The following is a 19,349-nucleotide window of genomic DNA, read 5'->3' on the forward strand; positions in this document are numbered from 1 at the left end:
ACCATCCCGATGACAACCTCACTTACCGACACGACGGCCGGGAAAGAGCCCGCCGTCGCCCCGCCGAAGCAGTCCGAGAGCCCCTTGGGGCAACTGCGCCATCGTCCCGAGGTCGGCGCGCTCATCGGAACGATCAGTGTCTTCGTCTTCTTCGCGGTCTTCGGCGGCGAGAAGTTCCTCGCCCCGGCGGGCGCGGCGAGCTGGCTGAACATCGCGGCGGAGCTCGGCATCATCGCCATCCCCGTCGGGCTGCTGATGATCGCCGGTGAACTCGACGTGTCCGTGGGTTCGGTGCTGGCGGGCAGCTCGATGACGCTGGCCATCGTCTCCGGTCACTGGGGCGCTCCGATGATCGTCGGCATCGTGTGCGCGCTCGGGCTCGGGCTGCTGACGGGCCTGCTCAACGGGATCATCGTCACGCGCACCAACGTTCACTCACTGATCGTCACGCTGGCCACACTGTCCGGTCTGGCCGGACTCACCCTCGGCCTGTCCCGCGTCACGACCGGCACCACCAGCGTCCCCATCAACCCCGACCCGCTGTCGAAGTCGCTGTTCGGCCAGCTGATCGGCGGTCAGTTCGAGGTCGCGATCTTCTGGTGGCTCGGCATCGCGGTCTGCGTCACCGTCCTGCTGACGATGATGAAGTACGGCAACTGGATCTTCGCCGTCGGCGGCGACAAGGAAAGCGCCCGCGCCACCGGAATCCCGGTCGCCCGGGTGAAGATCGCCCTGTACATGGCCAGCGGCTTCGGTGCCGCCCTGGTCGGCGTGATCCAGACCATCCTCTACAACGGCGCCCAGGTCGCCAACGGCCAGTCCTTCGTCTTCAACTCGATCATTGCCGTGGTCATCGGCGGCGTACTGCTGACCGGCGGATACGGCTCGGTCGTCGGCGTCGGGCTGGGGACGCTGACGTTCGCCATCGTCAACCAGGGCATCTACTACACCGGTTGGAACTCCGACTGGGCCAGTCTGATCCTCGGCATCCTCATCCTCGCGGCGGTCCTGATGAACAACACCTTCCGTCGGCTCGCCCTGTCCTACAAGCCCCGATCCGTGAAGAAGGCCTGACCATGACCGCACCCCTTCTGCGCCTGACCGGCATCGACAAGTCCTTCCTCGGCACCAACGCGCTGCAGGACATCTCCCTCGAGGTGGAGTCCGGGAAGGTGCTGTGCCTGCTCGGCGACAACGGCGCCGGCAAGTCGACCCTCATCAAGATCCTCTCCGGGTTCCACAAGCCGACCGCCGGCACGATCGAGGTCAACGGGAAGCCGGTCGTCTTCGACAGCCCCCGTGACGCCAGCGCCCGGGGCGTCGCCACCGTGCACCAGTTCGGCGGGACCTTCCCGCTGATGGGCGTCGGCCGATGCTTCTTCGTCGGCGCCGAACCCACCAAGGGGTGGGGCCCGTTCAAGCTGTTCGACAAGAAGCTGGCCGGTGAGATCGCCGTACGCGAGATGCAGTCCCTCGGCATCACCCGCGTCACCGACGGCGGCCGCCTCGTGGGCAGCCTGTCCGGCGGTGAGCGCCAGGCCCTGGCGATCGCCCGTGCCGTCTACTTCGGCGCCAACGTCCTCATCCTCGACGAGCCCACCGCGGCCCTCGGCGTCAAGGAGGCGGCCCACGTCCTGCGGATCATCATGCAGGCCCGTGCCAAGGGCGTCGCGGTCATCCTCGTCACCCACAACGTCCGCCACGCCATGATGGTCGGCGACCACTTCGCCGTCCTCATCCGCGGCCGGAAGGCCGACGACTTCCGCAAGGGCGAGCGCACCCGGGAGCAGATCACCGACCTCATGGCCGGCGGCGAGGCCATGGCCCACCTCGAAGCCGAACTGGCCGACATGCAACTTCAGGCCGAGACCGACGCCTGACCGAGCAGACCTGCCGAAGCACTCAGCCAGTCACCGCTGCCACGGCCTGGTCTTCCTCGATCGCCGCCATGGATGCGGCGATCAGCGCCAGGGGCGGTGGCGAAGCAGCCAACGAAAAAGCCGGCGATCCGAACCTCGTTGGAAGGCCAGCCTGTTGGGGCGGCCTCCAGATCCGGGATCAGGGCCGCCAGCAGCAGCGCCCCGAGGTTTGCGCTGATCGGCGCGATCACGCACGCCCGGCGCCTGCGGCGTATGGTCTGTGCCTGGCTGCACACATGGAACGGGAGCCACACGCCGCACACCGAGCACTTCGCCCGTCCGGTCCGCAGATGCGGGCCGTCAGCGATGCTGCGTCTTGACCAGCTCGTCGGTGAACCGGGCGAGGGCCTCCTCGGCTGTGGGGACGGGGCCGAACAGCTGCTCCTGGCGGCGGGGGTCGGCGACGTAGCGGCCGCTGTCGAACCAGCCGAACATCGCGGCCATGTCCTTGACCAGGGGCAGGAAGCGGCCGGCGACGGCTCCCGCGGCGCGGGCGACGGGTGAAGGGACGGCCCAGATCTTGATCTTCTTTCCGGCCCGGCTGCCCATCAGGTCGGCCATCTCGCGCATGCTGACCGGACGGTCCCAGCCGATGTCGATGCGCTCACCGTCGGCTGCCTCGGCGTCGACCGCGGCGGCCAGGTACGCGGCGAGATCAGAGGTGTGGACGAAGGTCAGCGGGACGGTGGTCTTGCCGATCCACATCAGGCGGCCCTTGTCGATCGGGTCGCCCGCCATGGTCGCGATCTGGTCGAGGAACGCCCCCGGGCGCAGCGCGACGAACGGGACGCCGAGCTGTTCGAGCTTGTCCTCGGCGACCTTCTTGTGCCAGAAGTGCGGGACGTGGGGCGTCTGGTCGCTGGTGAGGATGCTGGTCAGGACGAACCGTCGGATGCCGGTGCGGTGGGCGGCCTCGGCGAGGTTGGCGTTGCCGACGGTGTCGATGTCGTTCGCGTTCTTGCCTCCGCGGGTGTAGCCGGCGGCGGTGGTGATGACGGCATCGGCGCCGTTCATGGCGGCGACGAGCGAGTCGACGTCGAGCATGTCGCCGCGGGCGATATCGACACCCCGGCGTTCGAGCCTGCTCGCGTCGGTCGTGGGCCGGACCAGGGCGCGGACGTTCTTGCCGCGCTTGAGCAGCTCGTCGACGACCTTGCCCCCGAGGGAGCCGGTCGCGCCGACGACGAGGACGGGGAGGGTGGTGGCCATGGGGTCTCGCTTTCCATCAGGTCAGTAGTGAGGGCCTGTGGGGGGCTTGGGCGCGGGCGCAGGCAGTGGTCCCCGTGGACGTGGGCGCCGTTGGGCCGGGGTGCTCAGGGCGGGTGCGTGCCCGTGGGTCGGGCCCACCGGCCCACTTGGCCATCCGATGCCCGCCGGGGGCTGGGGAGCGGGCCATCGCCGGCCCGCGGGAGGGTTTCCGAGGGGTGGCCCGGACGCCGGCGATGCGGCCTTCCTCGATGTGCTGCTCTGCCGCATCAGCCGGCCCGGCTCGCCGGAGTTTCCCAGGAACCGCGGGATCTGTCTGACGTCCAGCACCGGCCTGCGGGCAGCCGAGCGCGCTTGCGCAACTGTTTCCTTCGCAGGAATGCCGGGAACGATGTGCGCCCCAGGCCGGAGCCGAGGTGCAACCGGGGGGTGTTACTTGGATTCCTCTTGCGGAAGAGCGTGGCTGTTGATCGCGTCGGCGATGGCGTAGGCGGTGCGGACGAAGGACTCTGCCTGCTCCGCCGACAGGTTGAGCGCGGAAGTCTCTTCCAGGGCGCGCCACATGGCGGCCAGGGGCTCGCGCATGGCACGGCCCTTGTCGGTGAGGTGGACGACCATGACCCGCCGGTCGTGTTCGGCCGGCTCGCGGATGAGCAGGCCGGCATCCTGCATGCGGCGGAGGGACTTGGAGACCGTGGAGTGGTCCAGGCCGACGCTTTCGAGCAGCTCGGACTGGGTCTGGCCGTCCCGGTCCAGGAGTTGCATCAGCAGCAGCTCCTGTCCGGGGTGCAGGTCCATCTCGCGGAGCATGGCGGCGGCGCGGGCGCGGTGAGCGCGGGCGAGCTGGAAGATCGCGTAGCTCATCGGCCCTTCGCCGGCCGTGGTGGGGATGCGGGGGGTGGGGGCGGTCATGGTTCGGTTCCTCAGACGGTATGGGTGGGGTAGTCGGTGTAGCCGGCCACTCCGCCGCCGTAGAAGGTCGCCGGGTCGGGGGTGTTCAGCGGCGCTTCAGAGCGTAGCCGCTCGACCAGGTCCGGGTTGGCCAGCGCGAGGGCGCCGACGGAGACGAGGTCGGCCGTGCCGTGGTCGATGTCCTTGGCGCGGGTGGGCAGGTCGGTTCCGGCCCGGTTGAGGATGAGCGTCGTCGGCCAGAGCGTGCGCAGGGTGCCCAGCAGGGTGTCGTCACCCGCGTGGAGGATGTGGAGGTAGGCGAGGCCGAGCGGGCTGAGGGCGCGCATGAGCGCCGGGTACAGCTCGGCGGTGTCGGACTCGGCGATGTCGTTGTAGGTGTTGCCCGGGGAGATGCGCAGGCCGGTGCGGTCGGCGCCGATCTCGTCGGCCACGGCGGTGGCTACCTCGACGGCGAAGCGGATGCGGTTGTCGAGGGAACCGCCGTACCGGTCGGTGCGCTGGTTGGTGTTGTCGGACAGGAACTGGTGCACCAGGTAGCCGTTGGCGGCGTGGATCTCCACACCGTCGGCGCCTGCCGCGACGGCGGCGGCCGCGGCGCGGCGGAAGTCGTCGACGGTCGCCGCGACCTCCTGCGTCGACAGCGCGCGGGGTGTCGGCATCTCCTGGGGCCCGGAGGCGGTGAACATCGTGCCCTGCGGCCGGATCGCCGAAGGGGCGACCGGCCGGCGCCCGTGGGGTGTGTTGTCGGGGTGGGAGATACGTCCGGTGTGCATCAGCTGGATGACGATCCGGCCGTCGGCCGCGTGCACGGCGTCGGTGACCTTGCGCCACCCGGCGATCTGCTCGTCATTGTGGATGCCGGGGGTGAGGAGGTAGCCCTGGCCGTCGGCGGAGGGCTGGGTTCCCTCGGTGATGATGAGCGCGTGCGAGGCCCTCTGGGCGTAGTACTCGGCGTTCAGCTCGGTCGGTACGCCTTCAGGTGTGGACCGGTCACGGGTCATGGGGGCCATGACCAGGCGGTGCGGGAGGGTGATGTCACCGACGGTGGTCGGTGTCCACAGGGAGTTCAGCATGAGTGGTCCTTCGGTGCGGTGATGGTCAGGTGAGGATCGGGAAGCGCGGGGGCGTGGCGGAAGGAGTGGCTGGCGTGATCAGCCGAGGGTGAGGGCGATCTTGCCCCGGACATGCCCGGCGTCGCTGACCTGCTGAGCCGTGGCGGCCCGGTCGAGCGGGTAGGCGGTGACGGTGGTGACGACCTTGCCGGTCGCGGCGTCCTGGGCCAGGGCGGCCAGGCGGGCGGCCGAGCGTTCCTGGGGACCGTTGGCGAAAGTGATGCCGAGCTGGTGCGCGCGGAAGTCGGCGATCGTGACGATGCGCTCCGTGCCGCCGCGCAGTGTGATGGAGTCCTCCAGGGCTCCCTTCCCGGCCACGTCGAAGACGGCGTCCACACCGTCGGGAGCGAGCGCCCGGACGCGGTCCACCAGGCCCTCGCCGTAAACGGTCGCGGTGGCGCCGAGCGAGGCGAGGTAGTCCTGGTTGGCAGGGCCGGCCGTGCCGATGACACGCGCTCCGCGGGCCGTGGCGAGCTGGACCGCCAGGGTCCCGACCGCTCCGGCCGCGCCGTGCATCAGCACGGTCTCCCCCGCGGCGACGCCCAGCAGATTCAGGACCCGCTCGGCCGTCTCACCCGCCACCGGCAGCGCTACCGCGTGCTGCCAGTCGAGGCCGGCGGGCTTGAGGGCCACCGTGGTGGCCAGCGCGTACTCGGCGTACGAGCCGGTGTCCGACCAGCCCAGCACCTCGTCACCGACCTGCACGTCCCGCACGCCCTCGCCCAGGGCGTCCACCACGCCGGCGAGCTCGTGACCGGGGACGGAGGGGAGCGGCGTGGGGAACACGGCCTCCAGTGCCCCGGAGCGGATCTTGCCGTCCAGCGCGTTCAGCCCGGCCGCCTTGACGCGGACGCGGATCTGCCCGGGGCCGGGCTGAGGGACCTCGATGTCCGCCTCGCGCAGCACGTCCGTGCCTCCGAAACGGTCGAACATGATGGCTTTCATGACTACTCCTCTCGGGCCGCCACCCGTTTATGTGGCTGGCCACGTAAATACCATAGCAGCAAATATGTGGCTAGCCAAGTAATTGGCTGGGGTGCTGTCCGTGGGCATCGCGGGCGGGGGGGCGGCCTTGGCGGTGCCGGGGCGGGCGACCATGGTCGGCATCGCAGATCTGGGGAAAGGCGCGGCGTAAGGCGGAGTACGCGGCTTTCAGGCGATGGGCGAGGGCGGCACGTTCGGCGCGTGTCCGGTTTCGGCGGTGATCGTGCTGAAGGCGTCCTGGACATCCTGGCGGCTGGACAGGGGCGTCCGTGCGGGTTCATGGGGTGGTCGCGGCGGCCGTGGTGAGAAGCCGGCGGACGGTGTCGCGTCGTCGTTCGAGGCCGGCGCACAGGAGGGACGAGAGCGTGAGTCGGGCACGGATCTCGGCATCGAGGCGGCCGACTTCGGAGGTCAGTGTGCTGACGTTGTCCGGAGTGAGCGCGACGTTGCGGCGTTCCACGTGTTGGCACAGGACCATGCCGGGGCGGGGCGGCAGAGGCTGCCCGCGCAGGCGTGCCTGCGCGGGCTGCGCGCCTCCCATGGACGACCCCCAGGCCTTGCTCGGACCACGAGCACACCGGCCCGGCCCGCCGCCACCGACGCCACACCGTCGAGCACGCCGCCCTGGTAACCGGCCGGAGAGGGGCGTCAGGCCGGGCGGATCGCGCCCCTGATCGCCGACTGGCCGGCGAAGAACACCGACTCCTCACGGATGAGCGCTCCCGGACCCGGGGCGTGAATCATCATGCCGGCGCCGCTCCAGATGCCGACGTGGCCGAGGTCGTCATGGAAGAAGACCAGGTCTCCGACCCGGACGTCAGCGAGCGAGACCTGCACTCCCGCTTCCCACTGGGCCTGGGCGGTCCGGGGAAGCGTGACGCCGACGGCCTTCCACGCGGCCTGGGTCAGACCGGGGGCGTCGTACGATCCCGGCCCGACCGCGCCCCATACGCAGGGCCGGCCGATCTGTGCTCGGGCGAAGGCGACCACCCGCTCGGCCTGGGTGCTGTGGCCGACATCCGGCGGCAGCCAGGACCCACCGTAGGCACCGGGCGTGACGGTGGTGGAGAGAGGTCCGCCTGCCGTGGAGGTGACCGGTTCCGTCGGGGCGGCAGGCGCTGCCGGTGCGGCGAGCGCGGGCGCGGTGGCCGGCTCGGCGGGCACTGTCGCAACCGGGGCCGCCGCCAGGGCAGATGCAGGGATGCTCGGCAGGCCGGCGCCATAGGTCGCGGTGGTCACGTCGGCCGGTGGACCGGAGGCGTGGTAAGCGGTGGGTTCGGCTGACAGAGCCGAGGCGTACGGTGCGGTCGCGTCGTTTGCCGGAGCGGCACCGTACGTGTCCCACCCGCCTGTTGGAAGATCCGCATGGTGAGTGCCCGCGGTGGGGTGCGGGACAGTGGGCAGCGCCGCGGCGGACTGCGGGTCGGGCAGTGTGCTGAGCAGTGGGCCGGACTCCAGGGCGGGCGCTGGTGCGGGCTCGTACAGCGGACCCGCCGCCACGTCACCGAGGACCGGCTGTGCACCGGTACGCCAGAGGTTCTCGTCCCGCAGGGAATCGCCTGCCACTGTCGGTGCGACGCGCCGGCCGGAGAGCTCCGGGAGGAATGCGGTGGTCGGCGCCTGAGCGGATCCGCCGGTCAACTCCTTCGCAACACTGGGCGCTTGGGGAGCTTCGAGAACGCGGGGTTGTGCGGGACGTTCCGCCGGCCGCACGGGTCGTGCTGCTTCGGGTGCGCGGTCGGGACGGGCCGGCAACCTCCGGTCCGGCTGCAACGCCGACACGGTCGGGCCCAGCTTGGCACGGGCGGCGTCGAACCACTGCCGGGCAAGGGTTCCGACCCCGGACTCCGTGTCTGACTGGGACCGGCTGCGGGCGGGTGCGCTCCGCTGGCGCGGGATCGCAGCGGCGCGGGTCGCGTTGAAGGTACCCGTGTCGCTCTCCGCCCGGTCGTAGAGGCTGTCGATCCATCGCCGAACCTCGTCAGGGCTCGGCTCCTCGCTCTCATTCGCCAACGCGGTAACCACCAGACTGCGAGAACCGGGCCTCGACCGTGAAGGCCTCCAGTGCAAGGGAGTTGGCCCTGCCCGCGAAGGCGGTCACTTCGGGACGCGAGGTTCGTTCCGACGCCATGGAAAGGGGCGCTCCTTCCGTTCGAGGGTGCACAAAACCACCTGCCTATTGGGTGAAGTCGTGCACGCAGTGGCCAACTTAGCCAACTTGTGAGCCTTCCGTGAAGATCGAAGCCCGAAAACGCCCGATATGCTCCTGTTATCTTCGCCTCGCCTTTTGAAGGCCCCACGCAATCCACGCCCTCAGCCCTCGCGCACTGTGGGCCCGAAGCGCAGCACACGCTCTTGTAGTGCGCAGGCACCAGGACACATCACTGGCTGGTGCGGGTGCAGCGTGTTCCCCGGGTTCGTCGGGATGAACAGCCCGACCATCCAGACGATGGGCGTCGGTCTGGCCGCCGCCGTCGCCTTCGACGCCTTCGTGTGGTCCGGACGGCGATCGCACCCGCGGTCCTGGCGCTGCTCGGCCACAGGGCCTGGTGGCCGCCTCGTATCCTGAACCGTGTGCTGCCGAATGTCATATCGAGGGTGAGGCACCGAGTAGGCATGTCCCCGCCTCCGCGGCCGAACCGGAGGCAGCGGTGCGGCGGCTCCCCGCCGGCCGGGACTGAGCGGCCGTGACGAACACGGGTGGTGGTGGCCCGCGACCACTCGGCGCCTCGTGGCGCGAGGTGGCGGTCACGGTGGTGGCGTTCGCGTTCTGTCTGCTCGGCGGGGTGATACAGGTCGACGACACACTGTCAGCGCCACCTGCCGCCGCCTACGTCCTCGCCGTGGTGTCCTGTGCCGTGCTGCCGGTGCGGCACCGGGCGCCCCTGGTCGCCCTGGCGGCCACGGCGGCGGTCGGCGTGCTGGCGCCGCCTCTGGGCCTCCTGCTGACCCCGCTCATCGTGGCCCCCGCGGTGATCACCGCCTACTCCTACTCGCTCGCCGCGCGCACCGAACTGCGCGCGGCGAGCGCGGTGTTGCTCACTTCCGCGGCGCTGGTCGCCGCCGTCCCCTTGTTCGGGGACGTCTCGTGGAAGGACGCGAGCAGGATGGGAGTGGTGGCGGTGTTCCCGCTGGCGGCCGGTGTACTCGGTCACTCGGTACGCAACCGGCGGGCCTACCTGGCGGCCGTGGAGGAGCGGGCCCGGCGGGCCGAGGAGAGCCGGGACAGCGAGGCGCGCCGGAGAGTGGCCGAGGAACGGCTGCGCATCGCCCGGGAACTGCACGACCTGGTGGCCCATCAGATCACCCTCGCCAACGCGCAGGCCACGGTCGCCGCCCACCTCTTCGACGCCCGCCCGGAGCAGACCCGCAAGAGCCTGAACGAACTCGTCGGAACCACCGCCGAAGCGCTCGACGACCTGCGGGCCACGGTCGGTCTGCTGCGTCAGTCCGGAGACGCGACCGCACCCGCCGACCCGGCGCCCGGGCTGTCGCGGCTTCCTGCGCTCCTCGAGTCCTTCCGCCGCGCGGGGCTGGAGGTTTCGGTGCACCAGGAGGGCCCGGTCAGGCCGCTGCCGCCGGGTGTGGACCTCACCGCCTACCGCATCGTCCAGGAAGCCCTGACCAACGTGACCAAACACGCCGGTACCGGCAGCGCCCGAGTCCGCCTCACCTGGAACCGCGATCGTGTGACCATCACCGTCGCCGACGACGGGCAGGGCTCTCGTACGGCGCCGACCGCGTCCACGGGACCGAATGCGCCCACGGGATCGAGTGCGTCTACGGGATCGAGTGCGTCGACGAGTGCGTTCACGATGCCGGACCGTCCGCCCGGTTACGGTCTGATCGGGATGCGTGAACGGGCCACCGCGGTCGGGGGGCACCTCTTTGCGGGCAGGCGTCCGGAGGGCGGCTTCCTCGTCTCCACGCAGCTGCCCCTCCCGCCCGTCAAGGGCACGACACGGAGCACTGACGGAGACGCCGGGGAGACAGCGTGACGCTCACGGTGCTCCTCGCCGACGATCAGGCCCTGCTGCGCGGGGCCTTCCGCATGCTTCTCGACAGCGCGGGCGACATCACCGTGGTCGGTGAGGCCGGCGACGGCAGAGAGGCGGTGAGACTCACCCGGGAGCTGCGCCCGGACGTGGTGGTCATGGACATCCGTATGCCCGAGGTGGACGGTCTCACCGCCACGTCTCAGATCTGCGCGGACCCTGAACTGCGCGCCACCCGCATCCTGATCCTCACCACGTACGAGACCGACGAGTACGTCGCTCAGGCGCTGCGCGCCGGGGCCGGCGGCTTCATCGGCAAGGGCATCGGGGCGGAGGACCTGGCGGATGCCGTGCGTACGATCGCCGACGGCGACACGCTGCTGTCCCCCGCCGCGACCCGCTCCCTGGTCGCCCGTTTCCTGGCCACACCGGAGGAAGTCCCGCCGCACCACTCCGAGCAGCTCGCCGTACTCACCCCGCGTGAACGCGAGATGGTGGCTCTGGTCGCGACCGGCTTGTCCAACCAGGAGATCGCCGAGCGGATGTTCCTCAGCCCCTTCACCGTCCGCGCCCACGTCCAGCGCGCCATGACGAAACTGGAGGCCCGTGACCGGGCGCAGCTCGTCGTCATCGCCTACCGGACGGGGTTGGTCCGTGCCGCCGCTCCCGACGGCGGCACGGACCGCCTGTCGTAGTCCGATGCTTCAACGCCCAGGTAGCCGCGGCGCTGGCTGCCTCCCGCCACTGTGGCGCGCGACCGGACCAGGAGTCAGGGCATCGGGGTGAATTCGGGCAGCGTAAGGGCCGAGTGGGCCGGTCGTGCTGTCGTGGAGGGCATGGTGACGAGGTCACGCAGCATCGTGTTGCGTTGCTCCAGGGCCTGCGCCGTGGTGGGGAAGAGCGTGGCCGCGCCGTTGTCGACCAGGGACTGATTCATGGCTACGAACTCGCGCATGTCGCGTTCGTAGGCGGCGAAGGCCGCGGTGTGGTTCCGGTTCGCGGCCAGGGCGTTGGCGAGCATGTAGGCCCCGACCAGTGCAAGGCTCGAGCCTTGTCCGGTGAGGAACGAGGGTGCGTACGCGGCGTCGCCGACGAGTGCGACGCGGCCGCTGGACCAGTGGGGCATGCGGATCTGACCGGCCGTGTCGAAGAACAGGTCGTTCGCGTCGCGCAGGGCGTCGACCATGCCGGGGACCTCCCATCCCGCGCCCGCGAAGGTCGTGGCGACCAAGTCCCGCTGGGCGTCGGGGTTCCGGAGGGTGTCGAAGGGCGGTTCTGGCCGGTGGAAGGTCAGGAAGGCGTGCAGCTCGTCGTTGTCCCCGACGGCGTAGAGGGCCGCGGCTTTCCCCGGGGTGTTCCACACCATGACCTCGCGGGAGAGCCCGAAGGTGTTCGGCATGGTGAAGATGGCGAAGCAGTAGCCGAGATAGCGGTGGAACTGTTCTTCGGGGCCGAACAGGGACTCCCGGGTTTGTGAGTGCGTACCGTCGGCGCCCACCACCACGTCGAACGTACGCCGTTGCCCGCTGCGGAAAGTGACGTCGACTCCTTGTCCGGACTGGTCGAAGGTGTCGATGGAGTCGTTGAACAGGAATTCCACGTCGTCGCGAACCATCGCGTAGAGGATCGCGGACAGATCCCCACGACGCACCTCGAGGTCCTGACCCTCGACCCCGCCCGCAACGGCACGCGGGGTGAGCGAGGCCACCACACTGCCATCGGCGTCGAGGAAAGTGCAGCGCCGCGAGTCGATGTGCGCCTCCTGCAGTTGCGGCAGTACGCCCATCCGCCGGACCACCTCTGTCGCGGTGCCGCGGATGTCGATCGGGTAACCACCGTCGCGCAGTGCGCCTGCCTTCTCCACCACTGTGACCGCGCATCCGGACCGGTGCAGCCAGTACGCCAGCGCGGGTCCGGAGATGCTGGCCCCGGAGATCAGAACTTTTCGCTTCGCGGTAGTGCTCACGTCCATCGGCAGACCGGTCGGTTTCATGCCTGGACTCCCTTTCTCCAGATGCGGACAACGAGCAGTGACAAGGCGGCGACGAGACCGGTTACGGCGAACCCTGTGACGAAGGCAGATTCAGCCGGCCGGCCCGTCGTCGGCTCGGCACCGGCGTCGAGGATCGCGCCGGCGATCTGGGCGCCCAGGGCGACGCCTATCACGCGAGTGACCACGAGCAGGCTGGTGGCGATGCCGATGTCCTTGGTCTCGATGGCGGTGGCGGTGCCGGCAAGCAACGCCGTGGTACCGACGCCCGCGGCGAACGCGGTCAGCACCTTCGCGAGGACGAGCTGCCATTCCGCGGTGTGCAGCGACGCCAGGGCGAGCATCGTGGCCGCTGTGACGACGGTTCCCACGAGAACCACGGCACGCGGACCGAAACGCCGAGCCGCGAGACCACCGACCGAGTCGCTGACCGCTCCGGCGATGGCGCCGGGCAGCAGGAACAGTCCGATGTCGGTGGTGCCGGCTCCAAAGCCGTAACCGTCGGCCGATACCGCGAACAACTGCGGGAGGAGAAAGAGCACCATTCCGGAACTGGTGGTGATGACCAAGGTGAGGAGACACGCGTTCCACATCGCGGGCTTTGCCAGCATGCGCAGATCGACCATCGGCGAGGCTGCCCGGCGCTCGACGACGACCCATCCGGTCGCGAGGGCGGCCACGACCATCGCGATGGCACCGACGGCGAGGGGCGGCACGCCGCCGTTCCTCGTCACCGTCACGAGTCCGAGCATGAATGCGAGCAACGTGCCGCTCAGCAGGACCGTGCCGGGCCAGTCGATGCCGTCGCCCGATCGGATCGGGGGATCATGCGGCATCAGCCGAGCCACGGCCAACGTCGTCACAATGATCGCGATCGTCGGCAGCGCGAACATCCACTGCCAGGACAGTCCTTCCGCGATCGGACCGGCAAGCAGCATGCCGACCATGCTCCCGCCCGTGAACAGCGCGACGACCAGCCCGATCGCCGCCTGTGACTGTCCCGTCGTGAGGTGTTTGCGCACCAGGATGAAGGAGAGGGGCAGCGCACCCACCATGACGCCCTGCAATACCTGACCGAGCAACAACACCGGCAGGTTCGGCGCCAGACTGGCCATCAGGCCACCGGCGGAGACCACGGCCATCAGCCCAACCAGCACCCGTTTTCCGCCGTAGCGGTCGCCGAGTTTGCCCGCGACGGGGGTGATGACCGCGCCGGTGATGAGTAACGCGTTGCCGATCAAAGCCCCTTCGGCAGGACTGACTCCCAGCTCACGTTGCAGCAGCGGGAGCGCGGGCTCCACCACTGACTGCAGGGTGCCGAGGGCGAGCGCCAGGATGCCGAGGGCGCCGATCGACAGCCAGCCGAGGCGGACCGGGGAGACCACGGCTTCGGATACGGACGTCGTTTTCATCGGCGCTCGTTCCGCAGGTCGAACGCCTTCTGCAACTCGGCGCCGGGCCTGCCGAGGAGCTTGCGTCGTCGGAAGGCCAACCGTCCGATCCGGTAAAGAAAAGTCGCCACTTGCGATCACTCCAGACAGCGCTAGGCAAGGGGATGCGCGAGATTCACGCGCCTCCACCCTCCGCTCCAGCGCCTGGGCGGGCGTCGCTCGCCGCCACCGTCTTTCCCTGGTGCACCCGCACCAGCCACTCACCTGTCCTGGTGCCTGTGCACTACAGGTGGAATTGAGCAGGAGGTGTGACGCAGCCCACCTTCAGCGGCCGATGACTCCGTTCGTGCCGCTCGGTCATACCGGCGACAACACCGAAGTAACGCAACGGACAGACAGGATGGCTGACATGACCGCCACCGTTAAGGGACCCGCCAGCTACTTCCCCTCCATCGAGAAGAAATACGGTCGCCCGATCGCGGAGTGGAAGGACCTGATCCGTTCCTCGCCTCTGACCAAGCACATGGAGCTCGTGAACTGGCTCAAGACCGAGCACGGGCTGGGTCACGGTCACGCCAATGCCCTCGTCGCGCACACTCTCGCGGAGCGGTCCGGCAACTGAGCCGGCTCCCGCCCCTGGAGCGAATCGTCCGACCGCGCCGCGTCGTCGGCGCCGCGTCGGCGCCGTGTTGTCGCGGCGTCCTTCGCCGTGGAGCCGTTCCGGCCCGTGACGCCCGGTGTCTGCGGACGCGGTGGTCCATGCGCTCGCGGATGTACCGCTTGAGGTTGATGTGCTCCATGAACACATCGCTCACCCCCGCGTCGACGAGCCGTCCGAAGAGGTCGTCCAGGAGTTCGGGCTGGGTGGCGAAGTGGGGCAGGAGCGGGCCGACGAAGGCGTAGGTGCCACTTCGGCGCGTTCTCCGTACCCGCCGCCTGATCGTTTCCGCAGGGCCGTGTCTGCACTGTTCACCGTCCGGAGGTTCCCGATGTCCGGCGCCAGCGCCGCGCGTGGCGTTCGAGGACCGGCCCGGGCTCGCCACCGCGCAGCCCGAGCGTCCGCACCGGGACTACTCCGCGCCGTCCGCCGGCAGGCGCTCGGGCAGTCCGAGCCGCGGGAACTGGTCGTCGTGAAAGGTGACGATCTCGGTGATCGCCCCGCCGGTGACGCGCAGGACGTCGATCGTCAGCGGCAGGTACGCGCCCGCCCGGTCCTGCCAGAGGTAGAAGGCGACGGCGGGCTGCCGGTTCACGGAAGTGGGGACGCCGCGCAGGCCCGTCATGCCCTCGAAGCCGTCCTGGATCCAGTCGTTCACCACCGCGTCGCGACCGACGTGCAGGCCCGGCGTGGGCGGCATCGAGCAGCGGACGTCGTCCCGCAGCATCGAGGCGAGCGCCGGGATGTCCGTGGCCACGCTGGCGTCGGTGAAGCGGCGCACCAGCTCGCGCGTCCCGGCATCCTGCTCGCCGCCGGTCCAGTCCTGCCGCTCGGCGGGCAGGTGCTCCCGCATTCCGGCGCGGGCCCGCTGCAGCGCGCTGTTCACGGAGTTGACGGAGTCCCCGAGGAGCGCCGCGACGTTCTTCGCCGGCCAGCCGAGCACATCCCGAAGGATCAGCACGGCCCGCGGGCGCGGCGCGAGGTGCTGGACTGCGACCAGGTACGCCAGCTCGATCGTCTCCCGCGCGACGGCGACGGCCTCCGGTTCGTCGGCATCGCCCGCGGGCAGCTCGTCGAGCAGCCGGTCCGGGTAGGGCTGCAGCCACAGCACCTCGCCGCCGGTCGCGGGCTCCGGGCGGCACTTGGCGAGCAGGTCCAGGCAGGCGTTGGTGGCGATCCCGTACAGCCAGGCCCGGAAGGTCGACCGCCCTTCGAAGGTCTCCCGCCGCCGCCAGGCACGGAGGAACGTCTCCTGCACCGTGTCCTCGGCGTCCTCGAACGACCCGAGCATCCGGTAGCAGTGCACGTGCAGCTCCCGCCGGTGCCGCTCCGCCAGCCCTGAGAACGCCGGCTCGTCGATCTCGCCCAGCCCGCTCATGCCCAGCCCGCTCATGCCCAGCTCCTCCAGCCGCGTGTCCGCACTCATCACGTCATCCTTCCGCCTCTTCGTGTCCCGTCGTAGGTGTGACGGGCGTGGGCACGAAAACTCATCACCGGGGTCGGTCGGCAGGGCTGAGCGTCGGAAAGGACGCGAAGACGATCAGCGCCGGCAGGGCGGGGAAGACGGGGAGGACGCCGAAGGCGAGGACCTGGCCCCGAGCGCCCGCCCCCGCTTCCGCAGGCCCTGCCCATGCCCGGAACTGTGGCTTCCACCACGGCGGATGTTGTCATGTCCTGGTGAGATCACCGGATGCTCGGTTTCCTCCTGCGTCTCCTGCCGTTCTGGGTCCGCGAGCCGCTGCTCATCGCGGTCGGGTCCGTTCTCGGCGTACGCGTCATGTATCTCGCCGTCCGCGATCAGGATCGGGTCGCGGCCGGTATCGGCGTGGCGTTCCTCGTGTTCACCGCCATACGCCTCTACGCGGTGGTCCGGGCCCTGCGCGCACGCCGGAACCCGGTTCCGGCAGCCTCCGCAGACGGTGCGGCGGTCGCTGCGGCGGCTCAAGCCCAAGCCCAAGTCCCAGCCCAAGCCCCAGCACCGGCCCCGGCCCCGGCCCCGGCCCAAGTTCAAGCTCACTCCCATGCTCAGGTCGGAACTGGGACACGTCCCGGCCCGGGAACTCCGGAGAAGGAGCCCAACGCATGGGGCCAGGCCGTCGCGGCCCTGGCCGTGTTCGGAGCACTCGCGGCCGCGGTGTGGCTGGGCCCGCGCGTGCTGCCGGCCGACGACAGCACTCCGCAGCCCGCCTCGTGTTCGGCCGGGGACGACGAGGAACTGCCGAAGGCCTACAAGCAGACGCCCAAGCCCGTGACCGGTGAAGAGCTGTGCAAGGCGCTCAACCGGCCGGACCTGGCCAAGCTCCTCGGAACGCCCGGAGAGACCGCGACCACCGCTTCCGGCACCAGCAACACCGCTCCCCTGACGGACGGGAAGGTCGCCCAGCCGGAGGCCGAGGTCGCGTTCGGCACCTACACCGTGAACGTCTCGGCCACTTACAACAAGTTGTCGACCGGCCAGTACGTGAAGCTGATGAAGTTCGGGAACGAGGAGGACGTCAAGACGCTGTCCGTTCTCGGGCGGCCCGCGGTCTTCTCCTCGGATCACACCATGAAGTTGGAGATCGATCTCGGGAGTGGCGGATCCGGTGGGCCGGTCGAACAGGGTCCGCCGGCCAGGACGCTGTCCGTGGCCCTCGACCGTGATGACCGGGGCGGCTACTACGAGATCACCGTGTGGAGCGAGTCCGGAGCCCTCCCGAACGACAGCGTGCTCCTCGACATCGCCGAGAAGGTTCTTCCCACGATCTCCTGACGCGCTGCCCGGTAGGTCATGCGACTACGTCAGGACCTGGTCAACCTGGTCAGGGGTCAGTCCGGGTCATCCGCCGCAGCCTCGGCCTCTGGCAGCGCCGGATAGTCGGTCGGGTAGAGACCGGCCGCGAAGCCGTACACCACATCGCCTCCGCGCGGCAGTTGCGCGTAGTCGTTGGCGAGTTCCAGGACCCGCGCCCAGAACTCGCGGGCCTGCTCCCGGGGAATCCGCACGTGCCGCATGATCGAGGAGAGTTGATCTGCCTGGTGTGCGGGGGCCGACTCGGCGGCGGCCGTGGCGAGATCGTTGTTGCAGTACGGCGCGGTGGGGCCGTCGGTCGGGCTGACCGTGCCGACGCGGAAGATGCGCGCGGTGCGGCCGTAGTAGCGCTCGTCGATGGCCCGCACCCGGCGGGTCCGCACGATCTTCAGCAGCTGGGCGTCCACGAGGACGCTCACGTGGTGCGCGACGGTGCTCTTGGGGCGGCCGAGCGCGGAGGCCAGTTCGCTCACCGTCGCGGCGCGTTCGAGGAGCAGCTCGAGGATGGCGTCGCGCAACGGGCTGGCCAGGGCGCGGAGTTGAGCCGGGGCTGTCACGTCTGCGACGTCGGCGAGGTCGTAGTCGGGGAGGCGGCTATTGTTCGGCACTCTTCGATTATTCTAAAGTTCCGGATCATTCGCTACCTGCGGGCAAGGGGTTTGGGCATGACAGAGGTCGTACTGTTCCATCACGTGCAGGGACTGACTTCCGGAGTCGCCGCGTTCGCCGACGAACTCCGCGCGGCCGGCCACACCGTGCACACACCCGACCTGTTCGAGGGGCGCACTTTCGGCTCCCTCGAGGAAGGTCAGGGCTACGTGGAGCGGGTCGGGTTCGACGAGATCACCGAGCGCGGCGTCCGCGCGGCCGAACTGCTGCCGCAGGACGCCGTTTACGTCGGTTTCTCGCTCGGTGTGCTGCCCGCCCAGAAGCTGGCGCAGACGCGGGCGGGCGCGCGGGGCGCGCTCCTGTTCCACGCCTGCATCCCGGTCTCGGAGTTCGGCGCGGCATGGCCTGACGGTGTGCCGGTGCAGGTGCATGGGAAAGAAGCCGATCCGTTCTTCGCCGAGGACATCGACGCCGCCCGCGCGCTCGTCGCCGACTGCGCCGACGCGGAGATGTTCCTGTATCCCGGCGACGAGCACCTGTTCGTGGACAGTTCACTGCCGTCCCACGACCCGGACGCCGCCAAGCTCCTGACCCAGCGGGCGATCGAGTTCCTCGGCTCGCGCTAGGCGTCCAGGACAGATGGGTCTCCCAGTTGGTGAGCGCGCCCGTCGGGGCGCGTCGGCCAGAACTGTAGGACGTGTTCCTCTAGGTCATCCGGGGGCGGGTCCTGGAACATGTCGTCGGGGTCGGTTCCCGTCGTGAAACAGGCCCGGGCTGCCGACGGCGGTGCAGGTGAAGGGCTCGGTGTGCCTCCACTCCCCCGGCAGCGGCCAGGGCTCCTCGTCGTAGACGTTCACCGGCCGGATCTGGGGCATGGGCGTTGCTTTCCTCGGTCACGGGGGCGGACCTCAGCCGTCATCGAGCTCGGCAACCGCCTACTGCGGCTTGGTGGCGATCTGGATCAGGTTGCCGCAGCTGTCGTCGAAGACGGCGGTGGTGACGGGGCCCATCTCCAGGGGCTCCTGGGTGAAGCGGACTCCCAGACCGCGCAGGCGCTGGTACTCCGCCTTCACGTCGTCGACGGCGAACTGGGCGAGCGGGATGCCCTCCTCGACGAGTGCGTCGCGGAAGGTCTTGACGGCCGGGTGGCCCGCGGGCTCCAGAAGGAGTTCGGTGCCGTCGGGCTCTTCGGGTGAGACGACGGTCAGCCACCGGTCCTTCTCGCCGACCGGGACGTCGTGCTTCTTCACGAAGCCGAGGATCTCGGTGTAGAAGTGCTCGGCCTTGGCCTGGTCGTCGACGAAAACGCTGGTCAGGTGGATCTTCATGGGGTGCTCTTCTCCGGTCCGGACGTATCGGCCATCAGCCATCGCTCGGCGATCTGCCGCAGCGGGGCGGTGTTCAGCTCGTGGAACTTGTAGCGGCCCTCCCGCCGGGTCTCGACGAGCCCGGCGGCCTCCAGCACGGCGAGGTGCTGCGAGACCGCCTGGCGTGAGATGCCGAGCTGGTGCTTCATGCTCAGTCGGGAGCAGATCTCGAACAGCGTCTGTCCTGACTTCTCCGTGAGCTCGTCGAGGATCGTGCGGCGGGTGGGGTCGGCCAAAGCTTTGAAAAGGTCATCGGCCACGACCACACAATAGGCAACTGTTCACTTGCATATCAAGTTTGCATTCAAGCTTGCACATCAAGTCGACGCGCGCGCCGAGTCCGGCCACGCGGACCCGTCGGATGCCACCCGAGTGGCCGGTCGCAGCCGTTCAGGGATTGACGCTCTCCGTGACG

20 protein-coding genes and 1 pseudogene are annotated in these 19,349 nt (G+C 69.7%); 8 read left to right on the forward strand and 13 right to left on the reverse strand.

Annotated features, from left to right (window positions below; translation table 11 throughout):
- Positions 1–9 precede the first annotated feature (9 nt).
- Together ACZ3I3_RS21680 and ACZ3I3_RS21685 are read left to right on the forward strand one after the other, a co-directional pair.
- The gene (locus tag ACZ3I3_RS21680; protein WP_467367388.1) at positions 10–1,074 is read left to right on the forward strand and encodes an ABC transporter permease; all 1,065 of its coding nucleotides are present in this window, start codon (positions 10–12) and stop codon (positions 1,072–1,074) included.
- Positions 1,075–1,076: 2 nt separating this feature from the next.
- Complete coding sequence (locus ACZ3I3_RS21685; protein ID WP_467367389.1) at positions 1,077–1,880, forward strand: ATP-binding cassette domain-containing protein; 804 nt, start codon at positions 1,077–1,079, stop codon at positions 1,878–1,880.
- On the opposite strand, the gene ACZ3I3_RS21690 is transcribed toward ACZ3I3_RS21685, so the two are convergent.
- From ACZ3I3_RS21690 to ACZ3I3_RS21720, 7 genes are all read right to left on the reverse strand, one after another.
- The gene (locus ACZ3I3_RS21690) at positions 1,859–2,110 is read right to left on the reverse strand and encodes a hypothetical protein (RefSeq protein WP_467367391.1); all 252 of its coding nucleotides are present in this window, start codon (positions 2,108–2,110) and stop codon (positions 1,859–1,861) included. The two genes, ACZ3I3_RS21685 and ACZ3I3_RS21690, sit on opposite strands and share 22 nt — an antisense overlap.
- A 109-nt stretch (positions 2,111–2,219) precedes the next feature.
- Positions 2,220–3,128, reverse strand: coding sequence for an SDR family oxidoreductase (locus ACZ3I3_RS21695; RefSeq protein WP_467367393.1), 909 nt, complete (start codon positions 3,126–3,128; stop codon positions 2,220–2,222).
- Positions 3,129–3,557: 429 nt separating this feature from the next.
- Positions 3,558–4,037 carry a MarR family winged helix-turn-helix transcriptional regulator gene (locus ACZ3I3_RS21700; RefSeq protein WP_467367394.1) on the reverse strand — a complete coding sequence of 160 codons (480 nt, stop codon included), beginning with the start codon at positions 4,035–4,037 and terminating at the stop codon, positions 3,558–3,560.
- A gap of 11 nt (positions 4,038–4,048) precedes the next feature.
- Positions 4,049–5,110 carry an alkene reductase gene (locus ACZ3I3_RS21705; protein ID WP_467367396.1) on the reverse strand — a complete coding sequence of 354 codons (1,062 nt, stop codon included), beginning with the start codon at positions 5,108–5,110 and terminating at the stop codon, positions 4,049–4,051.
- Between the two features lie 78 nt (positions 5,111–5,188).
- The gene (locus ACZ3I3_RS21710) at positions 5,189–6,094 is read right to left on the reverse strand and encodes an NADP-dependent oxidoreductase (protein WP_467367398.1); all 906 of its coding nucleotides are present in this window, start codon (positions 6,092–6,094) and stop codon (positions 5,189–5,191) included.
- A gap of 316 nt (positions 6,095–6,410) precedes the next feature.
- Positions 6,411–6,674, reverse strand: a complete 264-nt coding sequence (locus ACZ3I3_RS21715) for a hypothetical protein (RefSeq protein ID WP_467367400.1) — start codon at positions 6,672–6,674, stop codon at positions 6,411–6,413.
- A 107-nt stretch (positions 6,675–6,781) separates the two neighbouring features.
- Positions 6,782–7,699 carry a C40 family peptidase gene (locus ACZ3I3_RS21720; RefSeq protein ID WP_467367402.1) on the reverse strand — a complete coding sequence of 306 codons (918 nt, stop codon included), beginning with the start codon at positions 7,697–7,699 and terminating at the stop codon, positions 6,782–6,784.
- An 835-nt stretch (positions 7,700–8,534) separates the two neighbouring features.
- On the opposite strand from ACZ3I3_RS21720, the pseudogene ACZ3I3_RS21725 reads away from it, so the two are divergent.
- From ACZ3I3_RS21725 to ACZ3I3_RS21735, 3 genes and pseudogenes are all read left to right on the forward strand, one after another.
- Positions 8,535–8,814: pseudogene (locus tag ACZ3I3_RS21725) on the forward strand (MMPL family transporter); the annotation flags it as partial.
- A 6-nt stretch (positions 8,815–8,820) separates the two neighbouring features.
- Complete coding sequence (locus ACZ3I3_RS21730; protein WP_467367404.1) at positions 8,821–10,131, forward strand: sensor histidine kinase; 1,311 nt, start codon at positions 8,821–8,823, stop codon at positions 10,129–10,131.
- Positions 10,128–10,823: a response regulator transcription factor gene (locus ACZ3I3_RS21735; protein WP_467367406.1), complete on the forward strand. Its 696-nt coding sequence runs from the start codon at positions 10,128–10,130 to the stop codon at positions 10,821–10,823. The genes ACZ3I3_RS21730 and ACZ3I3_RS21735 overlap by 4 nt, the downstream gene beginning before the upstream one ends.
- A gap of 74 nt (positions 10,824–10,897) precedes the next feature.
- Here ACZ3I3_RS21735 and ACZ3I3_RS21740 read toward each other — a convergent pair whose 3' ends face one another.
- A complete protein-coding gene (locus ACZ3I3_RS21740; RefSeq protein WP_467367408.1) occupies positions 10,898–12,121 on the reverse strand; it encodes an FAD-dependent monooxygenase in 1,224 nt (407 codons plus the stop codon).
- Positions 12,118–13,530 (reverse strand): MFS transporter, encoded by a 1,413-nt coding sequence (locus ACZ3I3_RS21745; protein ID WP_467367410.1) that lies wholly within the window; start codon positions 13,528–13,530, stop codon positions 12,118–12,120. Before ACZ3I3_RS21745 ends, ACZ3I3_RS21740 begins: the two co-directional genes overlap by 4 nt.
- A gap of 388 nt (positions 13,531–13,918) precedes the next feature.
- Between ACZ3I3_RS21745 and ACZ3I3_RS21750 the strand changes: the two genes are divergently transcribed.
- Positions 13,919–14,131 (forward strand): DUF4287 domain-containing protein, encoded by a 213-nt coding sequence (locus ACZ3I3_RS21750; protein ID WP_467367412.1) that lies wholly within the window; start codon positions 13,919–13,921, stop codon positions 14,129–14,131.
- Positions 14,132–14,579: 448 nt separating this feature from the next.
- Here ACZ3I3_RS21750 and ACZ3I3_RS21755 read toward each other — a convergent pair whose 3' ends face one another.
- Positions 14,580–15,593: an RNA polymerase subunit sigma-70 gene (locus ACZ3I3_RS21755; RefSeq protein ID WP_467367414.1), complete on the reverse strand. Its 1,014-nt coding sequence runs from the start codon at positions 15,591–15,593 to the stop codon at positions 14,580–14,582.
- Positions 15,594–15,857: 264 nt separating this feature from the next.
- Between ACZ3I3_RS21755 and ACZ3I3_RS21760 the strand changes: the two genes are divergently transcribed.
- Positions 15,858–16,919 (forward strand): DUF6215 domain-containing protein, encoded by a 1,062-nt coding sequence (locus ACZ3I3_RS21760; RefSeq protein WP_467367416.1) that lies wholly within the window; start codon positions 15,858–15,860, stop codon positions 16,917–16,919.
- 56 nt (positions 16,920–16,975) lie between these two features.
- Here ACZ3I3_RS21760 and ACZ3I3_RS21765 read toward each other — a convergent pair whose 3' ends face one another.
- Positions 16,976–17,566, reverse strand: a complete 591-nt coding sequence (locus ACZ3I3_RS21765; RefSeq protein ID WP_467367418.1) for an ArsR/SmtB family transcription factor — start codon at positions 17,564–17,566, stop codon at positions 16,976–16,978.
- Between the two features lie 57 nt (positions 17,567–17,623).
- Here ACZ3I3_RS21765 and ACZ3I3_RS21770 point away from each other — a divergent pair, with 57 nt between their 5' ends.
- Positions 17,624–18,193: a dienelactone hydrolase family protein gene (locus ACZ3I3_RS21770; protein ID WP_467367420.1), complete on the forward strand. Its 570-nt coding sequence runs from the start codon at positions 17,624–17,626 to the stop codon at positions 18,191–18,193.
- A gap of 309 nt (positions 18,194–18,502) precedes the next feature.
- On the opposite strand, the gene ACZ3I3_RS21775 is transcribed toward ACZ3I3_RS21770, so the two are convergent.
- Together ACZ3I3_RS21775 and ACZ3I3_RS21780 are read right to left on the reverse strand one after the other, a co-directional pair.
- Positions 18,503–18,895 carry a VOC family protein gene (locus ACZ3I3_RS21775; protein WP_467367422.1) on the reverse strand — a complete coding sequence of 131 codons (393 nt, stop codon included), beginning with the start codon at positions 18,893–18,895 and terminating at the stop codon, positions 18,503–18,505.
- Positions 18,892–19,194, reverse strand: coding sequence for an ArsR/SmtB family transcription factor (locus ACZ3I3_RS21780; protein WP_467367424.1), 303 nt, complete (start codon positions 19,192–19,194; stop codon positions 18,892–18,894). The genes ACZ3I3_RS21775 and ACZ3I3_RS21780 overlap by 4 nt, the downstream gene beginning before the upstream one ends.
- Positions 19,195–19,349 lie beyond the last annotated feature (155 nt).

This window comes from Streptomyces sp. NPDC016851 (assembly GCF_055562795.1).